Origin of the sequence: Arthrobacter sp. R-11 (assembly GCF_049913155.1) — a bacterium.
In the GTDB taxonomy this organism is placed as follows: Bacteria; Actinomycetota; Actinomycetes; order Actinomycetales; family Micrococcaceae; genus Arthrobacter.
This window is the reverse complement of record NZ_CP183979.1, coordinates 2,663,838-2,685,490: the sequence shown is the minus strand read 5'-3', so window position 1 is coordinate 2,685,490 and position 21,653 is coordinate 2,663,838. Positions and strand designations below refer to the sequence as shown.

At 63.0% G+C, this 21,653-nt stretch carries 20 protein-coding genes; 12 read left to right on the top strand and 8 right to left on the bottom strand.

Annotated elements, in window-relative coordinates:
• The first annotated feature begins 6 nt into the window (after positions 1 to 6).
• From ACN9M4_RS12170 to rsmD, 3 genes are read left to right on the top strand one after another with little or no spacing between them, the layout of a single operon-like run.
• The gene (locus ACN9M4_RS12170) at positions 7 to 1,080 is read left to right on the top strand and encodes a DAK2 domain-containing protein (protein ID WP_426298208.1); all 1,074 of its coding nucleotides are present in this window, start codon (positions 7 to 9) and stop codon (positions 1,078 to 1,080) included.
• A gap of 4 nt (positions 1,081 to 1,084) precedes the next feature.
• Positions 1,085 to 3,361: an ATP-dependent DNA helicase RecG gene (locus tag ACN9M4_RS12165; RefSeq protein ID WP_426298206.1), complete on the top strand. Its 2,277-nt coding sequence runs from the start codon at positions 1,085 to 1,087 to the stop codon at positions 3,359 to 3,361.
• Positions 3,362 to 3,412: 51 nt separating this feature from the next.
• Positions 3,413 to 3,979, top strand: a complete 567-nt coding sequence (rsmD, locus tag ACN9M4_RS12160) for a 16S rRNA (guanine(966)-N(2))-methyltransferase RsmD (protein ID WP_426298204.1) — start codon at positions 3,413 to 3,415, stop codon at positions 3,977 to 3,979.
• A gap of 71 nt (positions 3,980 to 4,050) precedes the next feature.
• On the opposite strand, the gene ACN9M4_RS12155 is transcribed toward rsmD, so the two are convergent.
• Entirely contained in the window at positions 4,051 to 4,854 is an 804-nt protein-coding gene (locus ACN9M4_RS12155) for a spermidine synthase (RefSeq protein WP_426298203.1), read from the bottom strand.
• Positions 4,851 to 6,125: an aminotransferase class I/II-fold pyridoxal phosphate-dependent enzyme gene (locus ACN9M4_RS12150; RefSeq protein WP_426298201.1), complete on the bottom strand. Its 1,275-nt coding sequence runs from the start codon at positions 6,123 to 6,125 to the stop codon at positions 4,851 to 4,853. The genes ACN9M4_RS12155 and ACN9M4_RS12150 overlap by 4 nt, the downstream gene beginning before the upstream one ends.
• A 91-nt stretch (positions 6,126 to 6,216) precedes the next feature.
• On the opposite strand from ACN9M4_RS12150, the gene coaD reads away from it, so the two are divergent.
• The 7 genes from coaD to ACN9M4_RS12115 all read left to right on the top strand — a co-directional run bounded on the left by coaD (position 6,217) and on the right by ACN9M4_RS12115 (position 11,536).
• Entirely contained in the window at positions 6,217 to 6,717 is a 501-nt protein-coding gene (coaD, locus tag ACN9M4_RS12145; protein WP_426298199.1) for a pantetheine-phosphate adenylyltransferase, read from the top strand.
• A 134-nt stretch (positions 6,718 to 6,851) separates the two neighbouring features.
• Positions 6,852 to 7,376: a YceD family protein gene (locus tag ACN9M4_RS12140; protein WP_426298196.1), complete on the top strand. Its 525-nt coding sequence runs from the start codon at positions 6,852 to 6,854 to the stop codon at positions 7,374 to 7,376.
• A 33-nt stretch (positions 7,377 to 7,409) separates the two neighbouring features.
• Entirely contained in the window at positions 7,410 to 7,613 is a 204-nt protein-coding gene (gene rpmF / locus ACN9M4_RS12135; RefSeq protein ID WP_074590103.1) for a 50S ribosomal protein L32, read from the top strand.
• Between the two features lie 24 nt (positions 7,614 to 7,637).
• Positions 7,638 to 8,339: a ribonuclease III gene (gene rnc, locus ACN9M4_RS12130; protein ID WP_426298194.1), complete on the top strand. Its 702-nt coding sequence runs from the start codon at positions 7,638 to 7,640 to the stop codon at positions 8,337 to 8,339.
• 6 nt (positions 8,340 to 8,345) lie between these two features.
• Positions 8,346 to 9,269: a bifunctional DNA-formamidopyrimidine glycosylase/DNA-(apurinic or apyrimidinic site) lyase gene (gene mutM / locus ACN9M4_RS12125; RefSeq protein ID WP_426298192.1), complete on the top strand. Its 924-nt coding sequence runs from the start codon at positions 8,346 to 8,348 to the stop codon at positions 9,267 to 9,269.
• A 215-nt stretch (positions 9,270 to 9,484) separates the two neighbouring features.
• Positions 9,485 to 9,907 (top strand): hypothetical protein, encoded by a 423-nt coding sequence (locus ACN9M4_RS12120; protein ID WP_426298190.1) that lies wholly within the window; start codon positions 9,485 to 9,487, stop codon positions 9,905 to 9,907.
• Between the two features lie 27 nt (positions 9,908 to 9,934).
• Positions 9,935 to 11,536: an ATP-binding protein gene (locus ACN9M4_RS12115; RefSeq protein ID WP_426298188.1), complete on the top strand. Its 1,602-nt coding sequence runs from the start codon at positions 9,935 to 9,937 to the stop codon at positions 11,534 to 11,536.
• A gap of 81 nt (positions 11,537 to 11,617) precedes the next feature.
• On the opposite strand, the gene ACN9M4_RS12110 is transcribed toward ACN9M4_RS12115, so the two are convergent.
• On the bottom strand, positions 11,618 to 11,944 hold the full coding sequence (locus ACN9M4_RS12110) for a hypothetical protein (protein WP_426298186.1): 327 nt from the start codon (positions 11,942 to 11,944) through the stop codon (positions 11,618 to 11,620).
• 71 nt (positions 11,945 to 12,015) lie between these two features.
• Between ACN9M4_RS12110 and ACN9M4_RS12105 the strand changes: the two genes are divergently transcribed.
• Positions 12,016 to 12,660 (top strand): hypothetical protein, encoded by a 645-nt coding sequence (locus ACN9M4_RS12105; RefSeq protein WP_426298184.1) that lies wholly within the window; start codon positions 12,016 to 12,018, stop codon positions 12,658 to 12,660.
• Positions 12,661 to 12,695: 35 nt separating this feature from the next.
• Here ACN9M4_RS12105 and ACN9M4_RS12100 read toward each other — a convergent pair whose 3' ends face one another.
• From ACN9M4_RS12100 to ACN9M4_RS12085, 4 genes are read right to left on the bottom strand one after another with little or no spacing between them, the layout of a single operon-like run.
• Positions 12,696 to 15,122: a TIM-barrel domain-containing protein gene (locus ACN9M4_RS12100; RefSeq protein WP_426298182.1), complete on the bottom strand. Its 2,427-nt coding sequence runs from the start codon at positions 15,120 to 15,122 to the stop codon at positions 12,696 to 12,698.
• Positions 15,123 to 15,160: 38 nt separating this feature from the next.
• The gene (locus tag ACN9M4_RS12095; protein WP_426298180.1) at positions 15,161 to 15,979 is read right to left on the bottom strand and encodes a carbohydrate ABC transporter permease; all 819 of its coding nucleotides are present in this window, start codon (positions 15,977 to 15,979) and stop codon (positions 15,161 to 15,163) included.
• A gap of 3 nt (positions 15,980 to 15,982) precedes the next feature.
• On the bottom strand, positions 15,983 to 16,933 hold the full coding sequence (locus ACN9M4_RS12090; RefSeq protein WP_426298178.1) for a carbohydrate ABC transporter permease: 951 nt from the start codon (positions 16,931 to 16,933) through the stop codon (positions 15,983 to 15,985).
• Positions 16,934 to 16,993: 60 nt separating this feature from the next.
• A complete protein-coding gene (locus ACN9M4_RS12085) occupies positions 16,994 to 18,274 on the bottom strand; it encodes an ABC transporter substrate-binding protein (protein WP_426298176.1) in 1,281 nt (426 codons plus the stop codon).
• Positions 18,275 to 18,563: 289 nt separating this feature from the next.
• Between ACN9M4_RS12085 and ACN9M4_RS12080 the strand changes: the two genes are divergently transcribed.
• The gene (locus ACN9M4_RS12080; protein WP_426298174.1) at positions 18,564 to 19,580 is read left to right on the top strand and encodes a LacI family DNA-binding transcriptional regulator; all 1,017 of its coding nucleotides are present in this window, start codon (positions 18,564 to 18,566) and stop codon (positions 19,578 to 19,580) included.
• A 249-nt stretch (positions 19,581 to 19,829) separates the two neighbouring features.
• Here ACN9M4_RS12080 and ACN9M4_RS12075 read toward each other — a convergent pair whose 3' ends face one another.
• Positions 19,830 to 21,125 carry an MFS transporter gene (locus ACN9M4_RS12075; protein ID WP_426298172.1) on the bottom strand — a complete coding sequence of 432 codons (1,296 nt, stop codon included), beginning with the start codon at positions 21,123 to 21,125 and terminating at the stop codon, positions 19,830 to 19,832.
• Positions 21,126 to 21,653: the final 528 nt, after the last annotated feature.

Here is a 21,653-nt window from a genome sequence, read left to right as displayed (position 1 = left end):
CAGGCAATGAAGCGCTGGTTGGGCAAGGCAGAGACCACTCTTGGCAACCACAGCGACAGGCTCAACGCCATCAACATCTTCCCTGTGGCCGACGGCGACACGGGCACCAACCTGTATCTCACCGTGCGGGCCGCCGTGGCGGCCCTGGGTTCCGTGGAGAGCAAGGAAGCCGGCAGCCCCGAAGGCGGACAGGCCCGGCCGGAACACGCCAACGACGTCGGCGTGGTGCTGGCAGCGGCCGGCCGCGCAGCCATGGAACAGGCCCGGGGAAATTCGGGCACCCTTTTCGCGGTCTTCCTGTGCGCCATGGCCGAACCGCTGGCCGGGCACGGCAGGCTCAGCGCCCCGCTGCTGGCCTCCGCACTGCACCGCGCCCAGATCCGTGCGTGGTCGGCCCTGAGTGAACCCGTCCCTGGGACAATGCTGTCCGTGCTCGAAGCCGCGGCGCAGGCAGCCGGGGAAGTGGATGCCGCCCAGAACGGGGATGACAGCAACCACGCGCTCGGCCTTGCCTTGGACGCTACGGTGGACGCTGCCCTCCGGGCCGTCGTGCGCACCGAGGAGCAGTTGGCGCCCCTGCATGATGCGCATGTGGTGGACGCCGGCGGCGTGGGCATGCTCTTGGTCCTGGACTGCCTGCGCTCGGCCGTGCTGGGTGAGGAACTGCAGGACGAACTGCTGGACGGGCTGCACGGCTACGACGTCCAGGACCCGCACATCCATGCCGCGCTGCCGGACGACGAGGGCGTGGAAGTCATGTGCACCATCGAGCTTTCGCCCCTCGCCGCCGCCACGCTGCGGCAGAAACTCGATGAGCTGGGCGATTCCGTCATCATGAGCCAGGTGGGGAGCGTCCCGGCTCCAGGCAACGGACAGCCCGGCGACGACCACGATGATGATGACGACGCCGACGGCATTGAGGCAAGCTACCGCTGGCGTGTCCACGTGCATGTCCCCGAAGCCGGCCCCGCAGTGGCCGCTATCCGTTCCCTGGGCGAACCGAGCGACATCTCCGTCAGCCAGTTGGCCCTGCCCCGCGACCCCGATGCTTCCGAAAGCCACTATCCGCATGAATCCTGAGCTGGTGAATCCTGAACTGGGCTTGCCGCTGGACCGGAGGATCGGCAAGCGCTCGGCCTCCGTGATCACCAAGCACCTCGGCCTGGAAACCGTCGGTGAACTGCTGAACTACTTTCCCCGCCGCTACCTCACCCGGGGCGAACTCACGCCGATCGCCAAGCTCCCGCTGGACGAGGAAGCCACCCTGGTTGCCCGGGTGATCTCCAACTCCACCCGGCAGATGCGCGCCCGCCGCGGCTCGCTCACCGATGTGGTCGTAACGGACGACGCCGGCGGGAACCTGGCAGTCCCCGGAACTCCGGGAACGCTGAAGATCAGTTTCTTCAACGGTTTCCGCGCACGGAGCGAGCTGCAGCCGGGCCGCCGGGCCATGTTTTCCGGGAAGGTCAGCCGTTACGGCGGCGCCCTGGGCATGACGAATCCCGACTTCATGCTCCTGGACGAAGATCCGGACGCCACCGGCAGCATGGACCCTGAGAAGCTCGCCGCGATGCCCATCCCGGTCTATCCGGCCACCGCCAAACTCACCAGCTGGTCCATCCACAAGGTCATTACCACCCTGCTGGACACCATCGAGTTGGGCCGGATCCAGGACCCCCTACCCGCCGCCATCATGGACCGGGAAGGATTCGCGGAGATCGGCAGGTGCTACCAACTGATCCATTCCCCCGAAACGGCGATTGACTGGAAGCACGCCCAGGACCGTTTCCGCTACCAGGAAGCGCTCGTGCTGCAGGCTGCCCTCGCCCGCCGCCGCGTCCAGCTCGCCGCCGAAGAGGCAACGGCGCGCCGCCCGGCACCGGAGGGCCTGCTCGCGGCCTTCGACCGGCAACTGCCGTTCACCCTCACGGCCGGCCAGACCGCCGTCGGGAAGACCCTTTCACAGGAACTCGCGCAGAACTCGCCGATGAACCGCCTGCTCCAGGGCGAGGTGGGCTCCGGCAAGACGATCGTGGCCTTGCGCGCCATGCTGCAGGTGGTCGACGCCGGCGGGCAGGCAGCGCTGCTGGCTCCCACCGAAGTCCTCGCCGCCCAGCATTATGAATCGATCCGGCGCACCCTCGGCCCGCTGGCCCGGGACGGCATGTTCGGCGGAGCCGGGATGCTCGGGGAAGGAGCTCCGGGGGAGGAGAACGGAACATCCCCGGTCCAGGCGACGCTGCTGACCGGCTCCATGCCCACGGCCGCGCGCAAGCAGGCCATGCTGGACGCAGCCTCCGGAAACGCCGGCATCGTGATCGGCACCCACGCACTGCTCAGCGACAAGACCAGCTTCCAGGACCTCGGCCTGATCGTGGTGGACGAACAGCACCGCTTCGGCGTCGAACAGCGCGACGCCCTCCGCGCCAAGGCAAGCCGTCCGCCGCACCTGCTGGTCATGACCGCCACCCCCATTCCGCGCACCGTGGCGATGACAGTGTTCGGCGACCTCGAAACCTCCGTCCTCGACGAACTGCCTGCGGGCAGGGCCCCGATCAGCACCCACCTGGTGGGCCTGGCCGAGAACCCCGCCTGGGCATCGCGGATCTGGGCCCGTTCGCGCGAGGAGATCGACGCCGGGCACCAGGTGTACGTGGTGTGCCCCAAGATCGGCACGGACGACGACGGCGACTTCACCCCGGGCGAAGACGAACCGGACTCGCTGGACGACGAAGGCCCGGTCCGCGAACTGGCGTCCGTGACCGCCGTCGTCGACGCCCTGCGGCAGGAGGATGCCCTGCGCGGCGCCCGGATCGAAGCGCTGCACGGCCGCCAGGACCCGGTGCTCAAATCGGAAACCATGGCTTCCTTCGTGGCGAACCAGACCCAGGTGCTGGTTTCCACCACGGTGATCGAGGTGGGCGTGGATGTGCGGAACGCCACCCTGATGGTGATCCTCGACGCCGACCGCTTCGGCATTTCCCAGTTGCACCAGCTGCGCGGACGGGTGGGCCGTGGCGGGCTGCCCGGGACGTGCCTGCTGGTCACCACTCTGGAGCCCGGGCATCCCAGCCGCCGCCGCCTGGACGCGGTCGCGGCCACGACGGATGGCTTCGTGCTGTCCCAGGAGGACCTCAAACTGCGCCGCGAAGGGGACATCCTGGGGGCCTCGCAATCCGGCGGGCGGTCAGCGCTCAAGCTGCTCAGGGTCCTGGAACACGAGGACGTGATCGAGCGCGCCCGCAACGACGCCCAGCGGCTCGTGGCCGAAGACCCGGAGCTGCGCCGGCATGAGCCCCTTGCCGCGGCGATCGACGAATACCTCAACCCCGAGAAGGAGGCGTTCCTTGAACGCGGATAGTTTGAACGCGGACAACCTGGACACGCCGGCCCGTCCCACGGAGCCCCGCCGTTGAGCCGGATCATCGCCGGAACCGCCGGCGGAAACCCGTTGCAGAGCGTGCCCGGAAGCGCCACCCGGCCCACCACGGACCGCGTCAAGGAAGCCCTGTTCTCCCGGTTGGAGGCATTGGGCGTGATCGACGACGCCCGCGCGCTGGATCTCTATGCGGGCTCGGGAGCGCTCGGCCTTGAGGCGGCCAGCAGGGGTGCCGCCTCCGCGGAACTCGTCGAATTCGACGCCCGCGCCTCCGCCGTCTGCCAGCGCAATGCCGACACCGTCAACCAGGCACTGGCCCGCAGGACCGTCTCCGTCCACCGGTCCAAGGTGGAGTCCTTCCTGGAGAGGGCTTCGGAGGACACGCTCTGGGACCTGGTGTTCTTGGACCCGCCCTACCCGTTGGACGAGCCGTCGCTGAGCGCCGTGCTGGCCAAGCTGGCCGGGCACCTGGACGACGGCGCGGTGGTCGTCGTCGAGCGTTCCTCCCGCTCGCCCGAACCGGACTGGCCGGACGCCCTCGAGCGTTTCGCGGCGAAGAAGTACGGCGAAACGATGCTCTGGTACGCGGAGCCCGCCTGAGGCCGCCCAACTGACTCGCACTTATGGTCGTTTTGAGGGCTCAAAACGACAACAAATGCCAGTCAGTTGGGTCAGTTGGACAGCGGATCCAACTCCACGCCCCGGAGCACGGAGGCCGGGTGCGGACCGCGGGCCAGCAGGGCCTGGGTCCAGGAATCGGGCCACGGCTGCTTGCTGCCCACCAGGATGATGTTCCCGGGATAGCGCCCGGCGAACATCCCGGACTCGGCGAAAGCCACCAGATCCGCCAGGGCCCCGGATCCGATTGCCCCGCGCATGGCCGCCACCTGGCTGCGCACCAGGGTCAGCGCCGCCTCGTCACCGACATTGATGACCAGCAGGCCCTCCGGCCGCAGCTTCGCCGCGGCCTCCTCGTAGAACTCCCGGCAGGCGATGTGCTCCGGCGCTTCCGGACCGGAGAAGATGTCCAGGATCACGACGTCGAACAGCAGCTCCGGGGGCAGCGCGGCAAGTTCGCCGCGGGCGTCGCCGATCCGCGTTTCCAGGCGGGTGCCCTCCGGCATGGGGAGCTTCTGCAGGACGAAGTCCAGCAGTTCGCGTTCCAGCTCGACGGCGTACTGTACCGATCCGGGGCGTGTCGCCTGGATGTAGCGGGCCAGGGTGAGGGCCCCGGCGCCCAGGTGCAGCGCGGACACCGGCGCGCCGGCAGGGGGGAGCAGGTCCACCACGTTGGCGATACGGCGCAGGTACTCGTAGAAGACTTCCTCCGGCCGGGCAAGGTTCACATGCGATTGCTCGGCCCCGCCGATGCTCAGCACATAGGCGCCCGCCACCAGCCCGTCCGCCTCGATGCTTGCGTGCTGCCCGCCGGACCGCAGGAAGCGCCGGCCTTCCGGACCCACGGCGGTGCTCACGCCTGGAGCTTGTCGCGCAGCGTGGCCAGGCGCGAGGCCGCTTCCTGCAGCACGCTCTCCTTCTTGCAGAAAGCGAAGCGCAGCAGGCTGCGGGTACGTTCAGCCCCTTCCGGGTGGCAGAAGACGGGCACCGGAATGGCGGCCACACCCACGAGCTCGGGCAGCCTGCGCGCCAGGTCGACGGCGTCGCTGATTCCCAGCGGGGCCGTGTCCACGTTGATGAAGTACGTTCCCTGCGGCAGGTAGACGCCCAGTCCGGCGGCCCGCAGGCCCTCGGCGAGGATGTCCCGCTTGTGCTGCAGTGAGGAGGCGATGCCGGCGAAGAAGGTGTCCGGCAGGCCCAGGCCCACCGCCACGGCGCCCTGGAAGGGCGTGCCGGAGCTGTAGCTCAGGAACTGTTTGACCGTGCGGATCGCTGCCACCAGGTGTTCCGGACCGCTGAGCCAGCCGATCTTCCAACCCGTGAAGGAGAAGGTCTTGCCGGCGGAGGAAATGGTGATGGTCCGTTCAGCGGCGCCCGGCAGGGTGGCGACGGGAATATGGGGCACGCCGAAGGTGAGGTGCTCGTAGACCTCGTCGCTCACGATCAGGGCGTTGTGCTTTTCAGCCAACGCCACGATGCGCTCCAGGACGGGCCGGGGGAACACGGCTCCGGTGGGGTTGTGGGGATTGTTCAGCATCACCACTTTGGTCCGCGGGCCGAACGCCGCCTCCAGGCGGTCCAGGTCCGGCATGAAATCCGGGGCCAGCAGGGGAGCGGTGACATGTACGCCGCCGGCCAGGCCGATGATCGCCCCGTAGGAGTCGTAGAACGGCTCGAAGGTGAGCACCTCGTCGCCCGGCTGGATGAAGGCGAGCAGGGAGGCGGCAATGGCCTCGGTGGCGCCGGTGGTCACGACCACTTCCGTATGCGGGTCCGGTGCCAGTCCGTAGAAGCGCTCCTGGTGGGCGCTGACCGCTTCGCGCAGTTCCAGGATGCCCTTGCCGGGAGCGTACTGGTTGGCGCCGGCGGTGATGGCCGCCTGCGCTGCCGCCTTCATCTCGGCGGGGCCGTCCTCATCCGGAAAACCCTGGCCGAGGTTGATGGCGCCGGTGGACACAGCCAGGGTGGTCATCTCTTCAAAGATGGTCACGCCCAGTGACCCGTCGGCCGAAAGCAGGTTGGCGCCGGTGGCCGCCCGCTGCCACGGCGCCTCGTCCTGGACCGGGGCGCTTTGGCTGCTGGCGAGGGGGCTGCTGGCGAGGGGGCTGCTGGGGACGGGGCTCGTCACGCGGGTCCGCCTTCCTGGTGTGGCTCGAATCCGGCAGGGCCCGCCGGTGTGTGCCATGGTATCCCGCCAGGGGATGCGATAGCTTCGAAGCATGAGACGCGCAGTGTGCCCTGGCTCCTTTGATCCCATCCACAACGGACATCTTGAAGTCATCGCCCGGGCCGCTGGCCTGTTCGACGAAGTGATCGTGGCGGTCTCCACCAACTACGCCAAGAAGTACCGCTTCGCCCTGGAAGAGCGGATGGACATGGCCCGGGAAACCCTGGCATCGCTGCGCGGGATCATCGTGGAGCCCATGGGTGAGGGCCTGCTGGCCGAATACTGCCGGCAGCGCGGCGCCACGGCGATCGTCAAGGGCCTGCGCTCCTCCTCGGATTTCGATTATGAACTGCCCATGGCAACGATGAACCGCCAGCTCACCGGCGTCGAGACGGTTTTCCTTCCGGCGGAAGCCCACTACATCCACCTGTCCTCCACACTCATCAAGGAAGTGGCCCAGCTGGGCGGGGACATTTCGGAATTTGTGCCTAAGTCCGTGTTGAAGCGTATCCTCGCTGGCGAGTCGGCTCCGGATCAGCGCCGGAACGGGTAAGCTGGATCGGTGCCTCGGGCCGCTGCCGATGCGGCGGCCCCGGTTTGAGTCCTTTCGGACGTTCAGGCTAAGATGGTACGTCGGTCATATGTTCTACAGGAGTTCTCATTAAGCGAGATGCAAGTTCGCCCTTGATGCTGTTTGTCAAGGACCTCGGGCGCAGCCCGGGAACCATGCGGACACTCAAAGAACATGTACCTGCACCAAGCGATCTTGGTGTGGCACTCATTGGCGTTCAGGAAGGCTCGGACATCGAGCTGGACCTGAGGCTTGAGGCCGTACACGAAGGAATTCTGGTATCCGGAACCGCTTTCGCCGAAGTCAAGGGCGAATGCGGACGATGCCTGGATCCCCTTGCGTATGACCTTGAGGTCAATGTGCAAGAACTTTTCCTCTATGAAGGCGTTCAGCTTTCGGACGGGGAAGACGATGAAGAGCAACGTCGAGTCGAGCACGATCTAATCGATCTTGAGCCGGTGTTGCGGGACGCAGTCGTGACCACGCTGCCGTTCCAGCCGGTGTGCCGGGAAGACTGCCAGGGCCTTTGTTCCGAATGTGGAATACGCCTGGAAGACGAGCCGGGGCACCACCACGAGGTCCTGGATCCTCGCTGGGCTGCCCTAGCTGAAATGGCTAAGACTGACCGGCAAACTGATTAGTAAGTGTTCGTCTAAGAGAGAAATGAGATAGCCGTGGCTGTTCCCAAGCGGAAAATGTCTCGCGCAAACACCCGCGCCCGCCGTGCCCAGTGGAAGGCTTCTGCCCCCCACCTGGTAAAGACCATCGAGAACGGCCAGGTTGTCTACAGCCTGCCGCACCAGGCAAAGGTCGTAACCGACTCTGCTGGCACCGCGCTGTTCCTTGAGTACAAGGGCCGCAAGGTCGCAGACGCCTAAGTCCGCCATACAGGCTGATTAAGGATGTCTTCAACTGAAGAGCTTCTGAAGCGTCTCGGCGTCACCATTGACGCCGAGACGCTTCGTCTTGCTCTGACACATCGCTCGTACGCGTACGAGAACGGCGGAATCCCCACCAACGAACGCCTCGAGTTCCTCGGCGATTCGATCCTCGGGTTCTCCGTCACCGACTTCCTCTTCCGGGAGAACCCCGACCTCCCCGAAGGCGAGCTGGCCAAGAGGCGGTCCGCCGTCGTCAGCACCCGTGCCCTCGCGGTGATCGGCCGCGAGCTCGGCATCGGCGATTACATCTACCTTGGCCAGGGCGAGAAGCTGACCAACGGGAAGAACAAATCCTCGATCCTCGCGGACACCATGGAAGCCCTCATCGGCGCCACCTACCTGTCGAACGACATCGAGACGGCCCGCCAGCTGGTCATGCGCCTGGTGGGGCCGCTGCTCGCCGATGCCGCTGCGCTCGGCGCCGGCACCGACTGGAAGACCAGCATCCAGGAACTCGCCGCAAGCCGTCAGCTCGGCACGGTCTTCTACGCCGTGGAAGGCACCGGGCCGGACCATGCTCGGATCTTCACCGCGGAGCTGCAGATCAACGGGACCACGTACGGCAAGGGAAACGGCCACTCCAAGAAGGAAGCCGAACAGGAAGCCGCGGCGGACGCTTGGCGCACCCTGAGTGCCACCGCGGCGAACGCCGGCGACAGCTGAGTACCCATGCCTGAACTGCCTGAAGTCGAGGTGGTCCGCCGCGGCCTCGCCCGCTGGGTGCGCGGCCGCACCATCACCTCGGTGGACGTCCTCGATCCACGCTCCATCCGGCGTCACGCACTGGGCGCCGAGGACTTCGCCGGAACCCTTGAACACGCCACGGTGCTGGACGTCGTCCGCCGCGGAAAGTTCCTCTGGATGCCGCTCGCCATGGACGGTTACGTCCCCGAAAGCCCGGGAACCGGCGTCGCCCTGATGGCGCATCTGGGCATGAGCGGACAGCTGCTCATGCAGGACCCGCAGGTGCCGGATGAAAAGCACCTCAAAGTCCGCCTCCGGCTAAGCCCCGCACCCGGCATGCCCGAACAGCTGCGCTTCGTGGACCAGCGGATCTTCGGCGGACTGTTCGTCACCTCCCTGGTTCCCACGGACGACGGCGGCCCCGGCGGCCTGGCGGAAACGCCCCTGCCCGAGATCGCCGGGGAAGCTGCGCACATCGCCCGGGATCCGCTGGACCCGCACTTCTCCTTCGAGGACTTCTACCGGAAGCTCAAGTCCCGCAGGACCGGCCTCAAGCGCGCCCTGCTGGACCAGGGAATCATTTCCGGCATCGGCAACATCTACGCCGACGAAGCACTGTGGCGGTCCCGGCTGCACTATGCCCGGGCCACTGACACCCTGCGCCGGGCGGACGCGCTGCGGCTGGTCGAGGCAGCGCGCGACGTCATGAACGACGCCCTGGCCGCAGGCGGCACCAGCTTCGATTCCCTCTACGTGAACGTCAACGGCGATTCCGGTTGGTTTTCCCGAAGTCTAAGTGTCTATGGGCTCGCTGGGCACCCCTGCAAGCGATGCGCAACGCCGATCGTACGCGAAAAGTTCATGAACCGCTCCAGCCACTTTTGCCCGGTTTGCCAGCGAAATCGCTAGATTGATTCGTTCGCGGAGGCCGAAGAGCATGCGGTGATCCAAGGGCGAGCGACCGTCACGTTGGGGATCCGGACGTGGCCGTGCTCGACAGCTCGTCCCATTGACATTCATGTATGCCGGTCGAGTGGTTGAGTCAGACTGGAACGAGGCATGACCAGTTTCAACGTCAGTGGTCGCGGCTACTGTCATAACATCGAACGAACGGAGGAGGGATCATGGCGCTGAAGACATCGCTGGCAGGGCGGGTGCGGAACACGACACTGCCGAAAACCCATGCGCTGCTCCCGCTCCACGAGGCAGTCGTCAACGGCATCCAGGCGATCGACGCGCGGTTCCCCGACGATGCCGCTGGCCGAGGGCGTCTCACCGTCCGGATTCACCGGGAGCGGCAGGGCGCGTTCGACCTTAGCGCTGGCTCTCCTGGCCGCGCGCCGCTCAAGATCATCACCGGCTTCAGCGTCGAGGACAACGGCATCGGGTTCACGCCCGACAACATGACGTCCTTCGAGACGCTCGACAGCGACTACAAGGCCGGTATCGGCTGCCGCGGCGTGGGTCGGCTCCTCTGGCTCGTGGCGTTCGATCGCGTCGAGGTGCGCAGCGCCTACTACGAGGGTGGAACCCTTGCGGGACGTTAGTTCAGGTTCTCGGTCAGTCAGGACGTCATGCGCGACGACGCGCCCGACGGACTGACTGATGCCGGCAGCTCTGTGTGTCTCGAAGGCTTCAAGAAGCCGTACCAGCAGAGCGCGGCGAAGACGGTTGAGGCCATCGCGCGCGAAATCTTCGAGCACTGCATCTGGTACTTCCTCCGGGACGGCGGCGCTCCCGACGTCTTCGTGTCTGACGACGATGAGACGTTCTCGCTCAAGGACTTTGTCGAAGAGCTCGGGCACTCCGAGACTGCAGCGTCGTTCGAGGTCAAGGGCCAGACGTTCGAGATGCTCAACCTGCGCCTCAAGACCTCGGCCCGCAACGCGACGCCGCGCCTGCACTGGTGCGCCGCGAACCGGGTCGTCAAAGACGAGAGCATCGCCGGGAAGCTGCCGGGCCTCTACGCGCGCATGAAAGACGGCACCTCAACCGAGTTCACCTACGTCTGCTACCTGTCCTCGACCTACCTCAACGACCACGTCAGGGCCGACCGCACGGACTTCGACCTGCCGGAACGCATGGCGGGCGACGCCCTGATCGACGAGCCGACGCTCGACGACATCCGTACAGGCGTCCTGCAGGAGGTCGCGAAGGCGCTGACCGAGCCGCTGGCATCGGGGCAGCTCGCGAGCAAGGAGCGGATCCACCAATACGTGAGCACCAAGGGGCCGAAGTACCGCCCGCTCATGAAGCGCATCGAATCAGCCGGGATTGTCGTGGACCCGTCGATGAAGGACGCCGACCTCGAAATGGAGCTGCACAAGCATGCCCAGAGGATTGAAACCGATTGGCTGGCAGAGGGCCAGGCCGTGTTCGCGGATTCGAGCGGCGACAAGCCCGAAGATTACGACGAGCGCCTCGCCAAGTACCTCGTGACGGTGAAGGAGTTCAACCAGTCCGACCTGGCGAACTACGTCGCCCGACGACGAACGACCCTCGACATCCTCGCGAAACTCATCGAGTCGGACGGCAACGGCAAGTACGCCCGCGAGGACCGTATCCATGAGCTGCTCTTCCCGATGCGGCAGGACTCGAACGAGGTCGGGGTCGACGCGTCAAACCTCTGGATCCTCGACGAGCGGCTCGTCTTCCACGACTACCTCGCGTCCGACAAGACGCTCAAGAATATGCCCGTCACGGACGATGCCTCGACGAGCAGACCAGACATTCTGGCAACCCGCGTGCTCGAGCCGGACTTGCCCGTTCTCGCGTCCGAAGGGCAGAAGCTGCCGCTACAGTCGATCGTCGTCGTCGAGCTCAAGCGACCCATGCGCAATGATGCGACGGCGGAGGATAAGAACCCCATCGCACAGTGCCTCGACTACGTCGCGCGCGTCCGTGAGGGCAAGGCGGCGACTGCAACTGGGCGACCGATCCCGTCGAGCGCGCAGGAGCCGCCGGCTTTCTGCTACGTCATCGCGGACCTGACGCCGACGATGAAGCGCATGTGCAAGCTGTCGGGCCTGACCAAGACACATGACGGGCTCGGGTACTTCGGCTACATCGAGCCCTACAAGGCCTACGTCGAAGTCATCAGCTTCGACGGTCTCGTCAATGCGGCCACAGAGCGGAACAGGGCGTTCTTCGATAGGCTCGGCCTGCCGTCGAGCTAGGCGACGATCAGCGACATGCTCCTCCGCATAGCACGGCTGCGTGTCCGATGTTGTGGGACCTGATCGTGAACACCCCGTCGATCATTTGTTCCCCTGCAGCAACAGCTGCGCGGCCTCTGGCAGTTGCGGTGTTCTGCCCGCGACCGACACCTGGAAGTCGTCGCCGATCTTGAGCACCAATGACACGAGCATTCTGAGGAGCTGGACGTACGACTGCCTGTGCGCGCTCACGTCGCTAGGATCGGCGTTGGTCCCGTGCGCATACCTGTTGCGGAGGTCCGGGCCATTGCTGAACTCGCTCTTGTTCAGGAAGTAGTTGAAGTAGCTGGCCTCGGCCGATGTCAGAATTGTCGAGTTGCGCCGGTCGGTCCTGGTGCTCCAGGGCGGCCTTTCCGCTCGCCCGCACATCAGCGGCCTGGCGGGCGGCCTCTCCCTTCGACCGCGTCCCTTCCAAGTTGAATTCCACAGGTCGTGACAGGATGAAGAAGGCACAGTCCGATGACTGGTCGTTCAGGGACGAGCAGTCAGCCGCGATGGATGAGGAGCTGCATGAGGCCAGCGAGGCTTTCGTAAGCGAGGATTACCTCCAGCAGCTGAAGCATGTCGTCGACCAGGATCCGGCCATGAAGTCTGCCTACCTGACCTGGCTGAAGCTCTCACAGTTGGCCCACCCGACTATCGATAGTGCCCGACCTTACTACGAGAAAATGTCCAGGGAGCCGGGCTACGACCTATACATGGAACCCCTACAGCCGGCAGCCAGCGTGGAAAGCGGCATGGCGCACAGCGTGATGTTCGGCTTGGCCGGCTCCTCATCCATCGCAGAGCTGGATGGCCACTTCCTCGATCCGCTGGACAGGACTGCAATCCGCTGGGCCGCACTAGCCAAGGGACGTGATAAGGGGTGTCGCGGGCGTAGCCCTGTCGCGAATGGCTTGGCGACCGGGGGATTTTTTGCGTCCCTTCCGACAATGTTTGGCGAATTGAGGGCCATCCTCCTCCGGGGAACCACTGCACTTGGCCGGGCCGCCACGGCGGCTATTGCCCCACTTAAAAGCTTGAAACAGCGGCCTCCCTGGGATTTAGAGGGGGCGGGCGTTCCGGAACCGGCCAGAAGCCTATGAGGCTCCTGGCCGGTTCAATGCCCCCACGTTTTTCGTTAATCGGTTGTGTCGGCCAGCAACAGTTCGAGAATGCAACCCAGGAGGTTTGGCTCAAGATCCAGGGCTTGCAGATCGCTGACGAGGACCGGGAGGGGGCGGCCGGAACTGACTTTGGCAAAAATGCTTTCCTTCGTGGCGAAGTCGATTTGGGCGTCAGCCAGCCTCTCAAAGATCCGCTTGATGGCTTCATTACCGCCCAGTTTCATTCCGCCGGCCACAGTGACCGTCAGCTCGGAGGTCACCGGAATGTCGCCCAACCTCAGGATGGTGGTGTTTGTTGCCGCGTTGAACGTACTGGTGGCGTTTAGTTCCTCTGCCCCTGCTGTGGCGTGGAAAGCCATTCCGGCTTCAAATCCAACAAAGGTGAGCTCAAAGTTCCGGGCGGTCGGGATGTGCGACAGCTCCCCTGTGGCCGGTCCGATGGTAAACGTGCCTTTGTCCCAGTCAAGGCGCATCGGCGTCCGGACCGGCATAGTATCGGCGTCATCGCTGTCCTCGATAAGGTCAAATGTCCCGGATGCTCCGGCGAAAACGCGGATTTCGAATTTGCCCGGGTTCTGCGTCCCGTTGCTGAGTTCGGATTGGTGGGTGAGCGGAACTATTGCTCCTGCCCTGGCCAGGACAGGGATGTGATGCAATGGCCGGTAAAGGTTAATGCTTCGATCGCCCTTATAGATGATCCCCGTGAAGAAGTCGATCCAGGTCCCGTTCGGCAGCCATGCCTTTGCCTTGCCGAGGTGGAGCTTGGGATCTGAGGGGTTGGTGATGGGCGCAGCGATCAGTGCTGTGCCGAACAGGTACTGGTTGGGCACGCTGTAGGCGGGTGATTCTTCGGGGTATTCGTAGTACATCGGCTCGACCAGGGGCAGGCCCTCACTGCTTGCCCGGTGGTTCATGGTGTGCAGGTACGGGACCAGGCGGTGACGCAGCCGGAGAAAGTCAGTCATGGCGTCCGCAGCAGCCGCCGGGTATTTCCACGGCTCTTTGCCGGTGAAGGGGCTGGCGCCGCTGTGCAGGCGCATGATGGGTGAGAAGACGCCGAACTGGATCCAGCGGACCGCGAGTTCGTCGTCCTTATACCCGCCCATGTGCCCGCCGATGTCGTGGCTCCACCAGCCGTAACCGATATTTGATGCACAGGTAGTGAAGTGGGGCTGGAAGTCCAGGGATTCCCACGTGACGATAGTGTCCCCTGAGAAGCCGATGGGGTATCGGTGGCTCCCTGGGCCGGCGTAGCGCGAGAAGGTCAGCGGCTTCTTGCCTTCCTTTCCGCTGTCCAGGAAATGCAGGTGGTTCAGGATCCAGAGCGGGTCCATCCCCACGATTTTTGAATGGCTGCCGGACTGCCAGTCCAGCCACCAGAAATCGACTCCGCTGCGCTCCAGGGGGTGGTGGATGTGTTCGAAGTACGCTGCGAGGAATGCCGGATCGGTGGCATCGAAGACGATAGGGTCTTCGGTGGTCGGGTCGATGTCCAGGTCCCGGGCGACGGCGGCATATGCGTCTTCGTGGGCGCGGATGCCCTCCGCCGGGTGTACGTTAAGGGTCAGCCGGAGGCCCTTTTGGTGCAGCCACGCTGCGAATTCGTCCGGGTCCGGAAAGAGCTCCCTGTTCCAGGTGTAGCCGGTCCATCCGCTGCCGTGCCTGGGGTCGATGTCCACCAGGTGCCAGTCCATGTCCAGGACTGCCACTGAGAAGGGGATGCCTTCGGCTTCGAAGCGTTCCATCAGTGCTTTGTATCCTTCGGCGGTATACCGGTGGTATCGGCTCCACCAGTTGCCGAGGGCGAATCGTGGCAGCAGCGGGGTGCGGCCGGACAGGCGGTAGAAGTCCCGGAGGCAGCCGCGGTAGTCCCGGCCATATCCAAAGAAATAGAGATCGGTGCTTCCTGCTGTTCGGGGAGCGAACCAGCCATTGTCTTCGAGCAGAAGTGAGGTGCTGTCGTCGAGGACCGAATAGCCGTTGCGGGACATCAGCCCAGGCTCCAGGGGAATGGCACCGTCCGCCTCATCGAGCGTGCGGGCTGTGCCGCCGAGGTTTTCCCCGGCTTCGGAATACCGCCACAGGCTGTGGTAGGCGCTGAGGTTGCCTTTGACCTGGACAGTCAGTCCATTGGCTGAAAAAGGCTTCTTGTTGTAGCTCAGGTGCAGGTGCTCAGTAATGATCTGGAGCTGGTGGTCCTCGTCGATGACGCGGAACACCGGAACCTCGAAGTTCCTGTTCAAGGCCAGCTGGGAGGGACGGTCTTCAAAAGTCCCCGTGGTGCTGTACTCCATGCGGATCATACGTGAGCTCAGCACAGTGAACCTGTAGCTGTCACCAAGGAGTGTCTGCGCACCGGACGGGACAGGATCGGTGTCCAGGCGAAGGTGGCCGGGCAGGAAGGTGGAAGCCGATAAGGGCTGTTGTGTTGTGAGTGTCATGAATTTTCCTGGAATGGTGGAGGAAGGATGAAGTCTGGTTACTTCACGGCTGCGCTGGCAACGCCGGCGACGAACCGACGCTGGAAGATGATGTAGACGACGATCACGGGCAGAACGGAGATTGTCGTGGCAGCGAATAGTCCGCCATAGTCGGTCCCATACTGGCCAGCGAAAGTGGTCAGCCCGACAGCGAGGACCTGGTTCACGTTGTCGCTGATCATCAGGTAAGGCCAGAGGTAGTCGTCCCATACCCAAAGGAATTGGAAGATGGCCAGGGCGGCGATGGAGTTGATTGACATTGGCAGAATGATCCGATGAAAGATGCGGATTTCGGATGCGCCGTCGATCCTGGCAGCTTCAAGGACTTCGTCCGGTACGGCGTGCATGTTCTGCCTCATCATGAAGATCCCGAATCCGCTGATGGCGGCGGGGATGATGATGGACAGGTAATTGTCCTGCAGCCCGGCATTAACAAACATGGTGTAGCGCGGAATGATGGTCACCGCCCACGGGATCATCATGGTGCCGACCGTGAATCCGAACAGCAGGCCCCTTCCACGGAAGCGGTACTTGGCGATCACGAAGCCGGCCAGGGCTGAGGTGTAGAGGACGATCGCGGTGATGACAACGGACAGCAAGACCGAATTACCAAAAAGGCGGATGAAATCGAACTTGTCCTCAATGGACGAGAAGTTCTCCAGCGTCCATGAGATGGGCAGGAAGGTTTGTTCGGGAGCGTTGATCTCTTCGTTGGACTTGAAGGCGGACAGCACCATCCACACAAACGGGAAGACAGTAACCAGGCCAAGGATGGCCAGGACCGCGGTGAGGATGACGGAAGCGATGCGGGTACGCATGATCTACCCTTCCAGTGAGTTCTTCCGGCCGGCTGAGAACCGGAAGGAAATGAGTGTCAGCAGGGCAGTAAAGATCAGCAGGACGAAGGCAGCCGCGGAGGCGTAGCCGAAGTCGTATTTCACAAATGCCTTGTCATAGATGAGGTAGGAGATCAGTTGCGTCGCGGTTCCGGGGCCGCCTTTGGTGAGTACCAGCACCTGCACGAAGGCCTGCAGGTAGGAGATGATGGACGTGATGACCACGAATACGGTCATGGGGGCCAGCAGCGGGAAGGTAATCCTCCAGAACCGTTGCCAGGCGCCCGCTCCGTCCACAGAGGCCGCTTCCAGGGCATCCTCCGGTACGGAGTGGAGGCCGGCAAGGAACAGGATGACGGCGTAGCCGAAGTCCTTCCAGATGGTCATGGCCATGATGGAGGGAAGGGCCAGCTGGGGGTCGTAGAGCCAGTTCATGTCCATGCCAAAAAAGGTGTTGATTGCACCTGTTTGAGGGTTGTACATCATCTGCCACACGTAGGCGACCGCCACGAGGGGTGTCACTGTCGGCATGTAAAAAATGGTGCGGAAGAACGTCTTCCCGCGGGTCAATTTTGAAAAGATTGCGACGGCGATAGCCAGTCCGAGGGCGACGCGAAAGAAGATGACAACGGCGGAGAAGAGTCCCGTGCGGATCATGGAACCCCAAAAGTCCGGGGATGAAAGAAGGGTTGTGTAGTTTTCCAGCCCGACGTAGTCAAAGGCCCCGTTGAGCGGGTTCCAGTAGTGGAAGGAGCCGACAAAGGCCAGGCCAATCGGGTATGCGGTGAGCAGCAGCAACGAACCGGCGACGATGACGATGACCGTGTTGCGGAGGGTGCGTTCGCCGGGGTAAGTGCGACCGCGTCGGACCGGGGTTGGTGCAGGTGTGTCACCTTGCGGTGCCCTTGTGACGCGGGGTCGTAGTGAAAGTGTCATGGTTGGCTGGTGGTCCCCGCCGCAGCGGGAACCACCACTCCCTTCGATCTGTTCGGTCCGCTACCGGGGGTTTGGAGCGTAGTGTGCGTAGGATGGCTCTGCCGAGGTGAAATCTGTCTTTGCCAGGTCAGAGGCGATGGTGGCCTGCGCTTCCGCGATGGCGGTTTCCGGGGCCACACCGTTGTAAATGACGTCCTGCCATGCCTTCGTGATGCTGGTTTCGAAGGTGGCCGGCATGGGTCCAGGCCAGATGTAGCGGTCTAGTGAACCCAGGGCCTTCACAACCGGGTTGGCAGAAATTTCAGCGTCGCCCTCCAGCGGCTTGTAGGCCGGAGCCAGCGAGTAGTTCAACACCAGGTTCTTCATATCGGCCTTATCGGTCAGGAAGAACTTCATGAAGTCTTGGGCTACAGCCCGCTGGTCTTCACTGGCGCCCTTGTTGATTCCCGGGGTGGATTCACCGTTGTACCGGTCAAAGGCATAGGGAGTCTGTCCGGCTTCAGGGGTGGGCGTTTGGAAGGTGCCGTAGTCAAGGCCGGGGTAATCTGTCGCGAGAGTGCCGCGCAGATGCCCCCATTCGTAGATCATCGCGCTTTGGCCCTGGCCGAAGCTATCGACCGCCTTGGGACCGAAGTCCTTGGACCCGACCTTGTCTACGTTGTAGAGATCCAGGAAGTACTGCAGGTTCTCCAGGGTGCCCGGGTTGTTCAAGGCGGGCGTCTTGGCATCTTTGGCCATTACGTTGTAGCCCCGTTGGTACTGCAGGAAGCCGAGGCTGTTGTAGGAACCGTTGAAGTTGAACCCGGCCTGCTTGATGGTCTCGCCATCGCGTTTCGTCAGCTTCCTGGCAACTTCCCGGAACTCATCCCACGTCTTGGGTGTGTCCCGTTCCGTCAGGCCTGCCTCCGCCCACATTTTCTTGTTGTACCAGATGAGGCCAGTCATCAGACCGTAGTCGAGGTATTTGACCTTGCCGTCCACAACGTGTCCCGCTGCACCCCTGTAATCAGCCTCAAGATCCTTGGCTTCGATGTCGTAGGGCGCAAGATAGGGATCCAGCGTGGCGTCATAGGAGTTATGGATATTGAAGAGCGCCGGACCTTTGCCTGACTGCAGCTGCAGGGGCAGCTTGGTCCAGTAGGCTTCCCACGGCTGGTTCACCGTCTTGATGGTCACATTGGGGTGCAGCTTCTGGTAGGAGTCAGCAAACGCCTGGAACTTGTCCTGACCGTCCCAGAGCCACCACTCCAACTCGATCGGTTTGCCGTCATTGACGAGCTTGTTCGGATCGTACTTCAGGGTCTCTCCCTGCAGCGGCAGCCCCGACGGAGCCTTGTCCACAACAGTGCCGGTGCTTCCTGCACCGCACCCGGTCAGAAGAAGCGCCGAAGCCGCAAGTAAGCCAATTGCCCGTGCAAGTTTCATACTGAACCTTCTTGTTCGGAGTCGAATTTTTATTTTGGGCCTAGTTGAACGCTAAACTTGGAAGAGTATAACGATAAACTAGGGAGACGTGTCAAGCATTTTTTGGCAGCCTCCCTTGGACAAGGCCCCGGGGCGGCAACTCGAATGGCGGGGCAAGGACTTAAGATAAAGCCGCTGATGTGGCCAGGAAGAGGGGGTGCAGGTGATGACAACGCTCAAGGACATCGCCAAAGAGGCCGGCGTCACGGTAATGACGGTGTCGAACGTGATCAATGGAAAGTACGACAAGGTCTCCAAGAGCACCGTGGAAACGGTCACCGAGATAGCACGAAGGCTTGACTATGTTCCCAGCGCCGCCGCCCGAAGTCTCGTGGCCAAATCCTCGCGGCTCGTGGGTGTCCTGCTTCCGGCGACCGAGGGTGGGGAGATCTTTCTCAGTACCCATAACGTTGCGGTGATTGGTGTCATAGAGCGCCTGCTCAGGGAAAACGGATACTACCTGTTTCTGCGGGGCGTATCGGCGACCGAAGGAGTTTCAGGAACCCTGCGCTCCTGGAACCTTGACGGCGCCATCTTCATCGGCTTTCTTGACAGCGAGATTCAGCAGATGCGCGCCAGCTTCGATACGCCCCTGGTCGTGCTGGAAAGCTACGCAGCGCACGGCGATTTCATGAACGTTCGCCTTGACGACCGAAAGGGCGGGTACCTGGCAACCCGCCACCTGATCCAGAACGGTCACCAACGAATCGCCTTCGTGGGGACAGAGATTTCCGAACGCGGGGTGGACCGGGAAAGATACGAAGGCTACCTCCAGGCGCTGAGGGAGGCCGGCATCGGCGGCGAACCGGTGGCACTTCTGTCGTATGCCGACACATATTCAAACGGCGTTGAGGCAGGAGTGACGCTCTGCACGGAACACCCCGAAGTCACGGCCGTCTTCGCTACCGCCGACCAGTTCGCCGTCGGCATCATCGACGGCGTTCGCTCCCTGGGCCGTACGGTTCCCGATGACCTGTCCGTCGTGGGGTTCGACAACCTCGAAATAGCCGCCACATCCAGGCCTCCATTGACGACCATCGCGCAGGACTTGAACAGGAAGGCCGCGACCGCCGTCGACCTGCTCCTCCAGAGCCTGCAAAACAAAGAGGAACAGCCCGGGGAGACGATTCTCGACGTGGAGCTAGTCGAACGGGAATCCGTTCGGAACCTGAAACGAGCCTGACAACAGGCCCGCACCGCGGGTGCGTCGGCGGCCGGTGGCACCCCGGCGGAAGAACTCTCCCTTTCCCAGTCCGGGAGAGTTCTTCCGCTGATTGCGACGTCAAGGATCCGGGTAGCCCACTACAAGGAGAAGGCACCGATGAAAACCTCGCCGCAAACCGGGACGCCACGGCAACCAGCGAATCCAGCTGCTGCACGGCAGGAGGCGCTACCGACCAGCCCACCGATCGCCTCCCTGCGAGGCCGATGTTTAGTGGCGAACAAGAGGCTTCTCGGCATAGTGGGTCGTATCCGCAGCGGTGTCTGTGGTTTCACGGAACTTAGATACCCATCGGCCATCGAGGGCGAAGCTCACGCAGGCGATGGCGAGCCCTGCCGCTGAAAAGATGATTCCAGTCCATATAGGCGCAAGGTAGCCGAGCCCCACGGAGATCACCATGCCGCCGATGACCGCTCCCAGGGCGTTGCCGACATTGAAAGCGGAATGATTGAGTGCTGCAGCGAGCGTCGGGCCTTCCTTGCCAACGTCCATCAGGCGGGTTTGCAGGGTGGGACCCAGTGCGCTGGCACCCATACCGACGACCGTTACTCCCAAGATCAGCCCGATCGGGTTTGAAGAGTAGGAGGTCAAGATGAGTAATCCGGTGAGCATTACTGCAAACGAGGCATAGGTACTGAGGCGAACGTTACGGTCCGCCGCCCAGCCTCCGCCGAAGTTGCCTATGGTCATTCCAACGCCCGTGCTGGCGAGTACCCAGGGCAATGCCTCAGGAGCGAGCTTCGTGTAGTGCTCCGCCAGGGGCGCGAGGTAAGCGTACATCGCAAACAGGCTGCTGAAACCGATGGACCCAATGCCCAGCGCAAGCCATACCTGGCCACGTCGCAGCACGCCTATTTCTGCACGGATCGAGACGGCCTTGGAATCAGTTTCGATGGATGGCAGGACGAGGGCGATCGAAACCAGGGTTACGAGGAAGATGCCGGCGATGACCAGGTACGCGGACCGCCAACCGACAAGGAGCCCGAGCCATGTGATCAGCGGGATGCCGATCACGTTGGCGACGGTGAGTCCGCCGATAACGGTTGCTGCCGCAAGCCCTCTCCGGCCAGGTCCCAGGAGTTGGGCCGCGACGAGCGCGGCGACGCCAAAGTAGGCGCCGTGGGGCAGGCCGGTAAGGAAGCGTGCCAGAACAATGCCTTCAAAGCTTGGAAGTACTGCTGAGGCGAGACTTCCAATAACGAAGGCCGCTACCAATGTCAGGAGAGCGGTTTTCTGTCGAAGCTTGGCGATGCCGATTGCGACTGTCGGTGCTCCGATGACGACGCCCAGCGCGTAAGCACCGACAAGCCACCCGGAGTGAGCGAGTGCTGCTTCTCTTGAGGAGGAGTACGCATCGGGGAAGAGATCTTGGGTAATGCTGGGGAGCAGGCCCATCGCGATGAATTCGCTTGAGCCGATGCCAAACCCGCCCAAGGAGAGTGCCAGTAAAGCAGGAAGAACGTTACGGGGCTGCGCGGACGCTGAAGTTGTTGATGACGAAGACAATTCTGCACCTTTGTGGAGTAGGTGCTCCGCCTTTGCAGCACGTAGGGACTAAGAGGAAATTGTTATTGATTCAAGGGCGTGCTGGCCTGAGAATTCGAGTCGGCCAGCACGGATATCAACGCTGTGACCTTTCTGGTGGTGAGGGGTTTGCCGGACAGTGCTGCCAGTTTGAAGTTTGTGCAGCATTTGTCTTGTCCGAGCGCTGCTCGGCAGCGCTTGGACAAGACCGATCATTTGAACGAGCCCACCGCTACGCCTCGTGTGAGCGTGCGCTGGAATAAGTGCCCATTTCTACTTGATGCGTCGTTAAAGCCGCGGGCCAACGAGTTGGAATGCAGAGGGTGGCGTTGAAGCCGTTGGCAATAGGTTGGATTGCAGTGCGCGTGGATTGTTCAGCCGAGCACTATGTTGCGCAATGTATACAAGTTGCGTATAGCGCGTCCGAATTAACTATTTCAGGCCGTCTCTCTCTGCGGAAGATCCAAAGGTGAATTGCAACGCAGTGTTTACAAACCTGATATGTTTCGG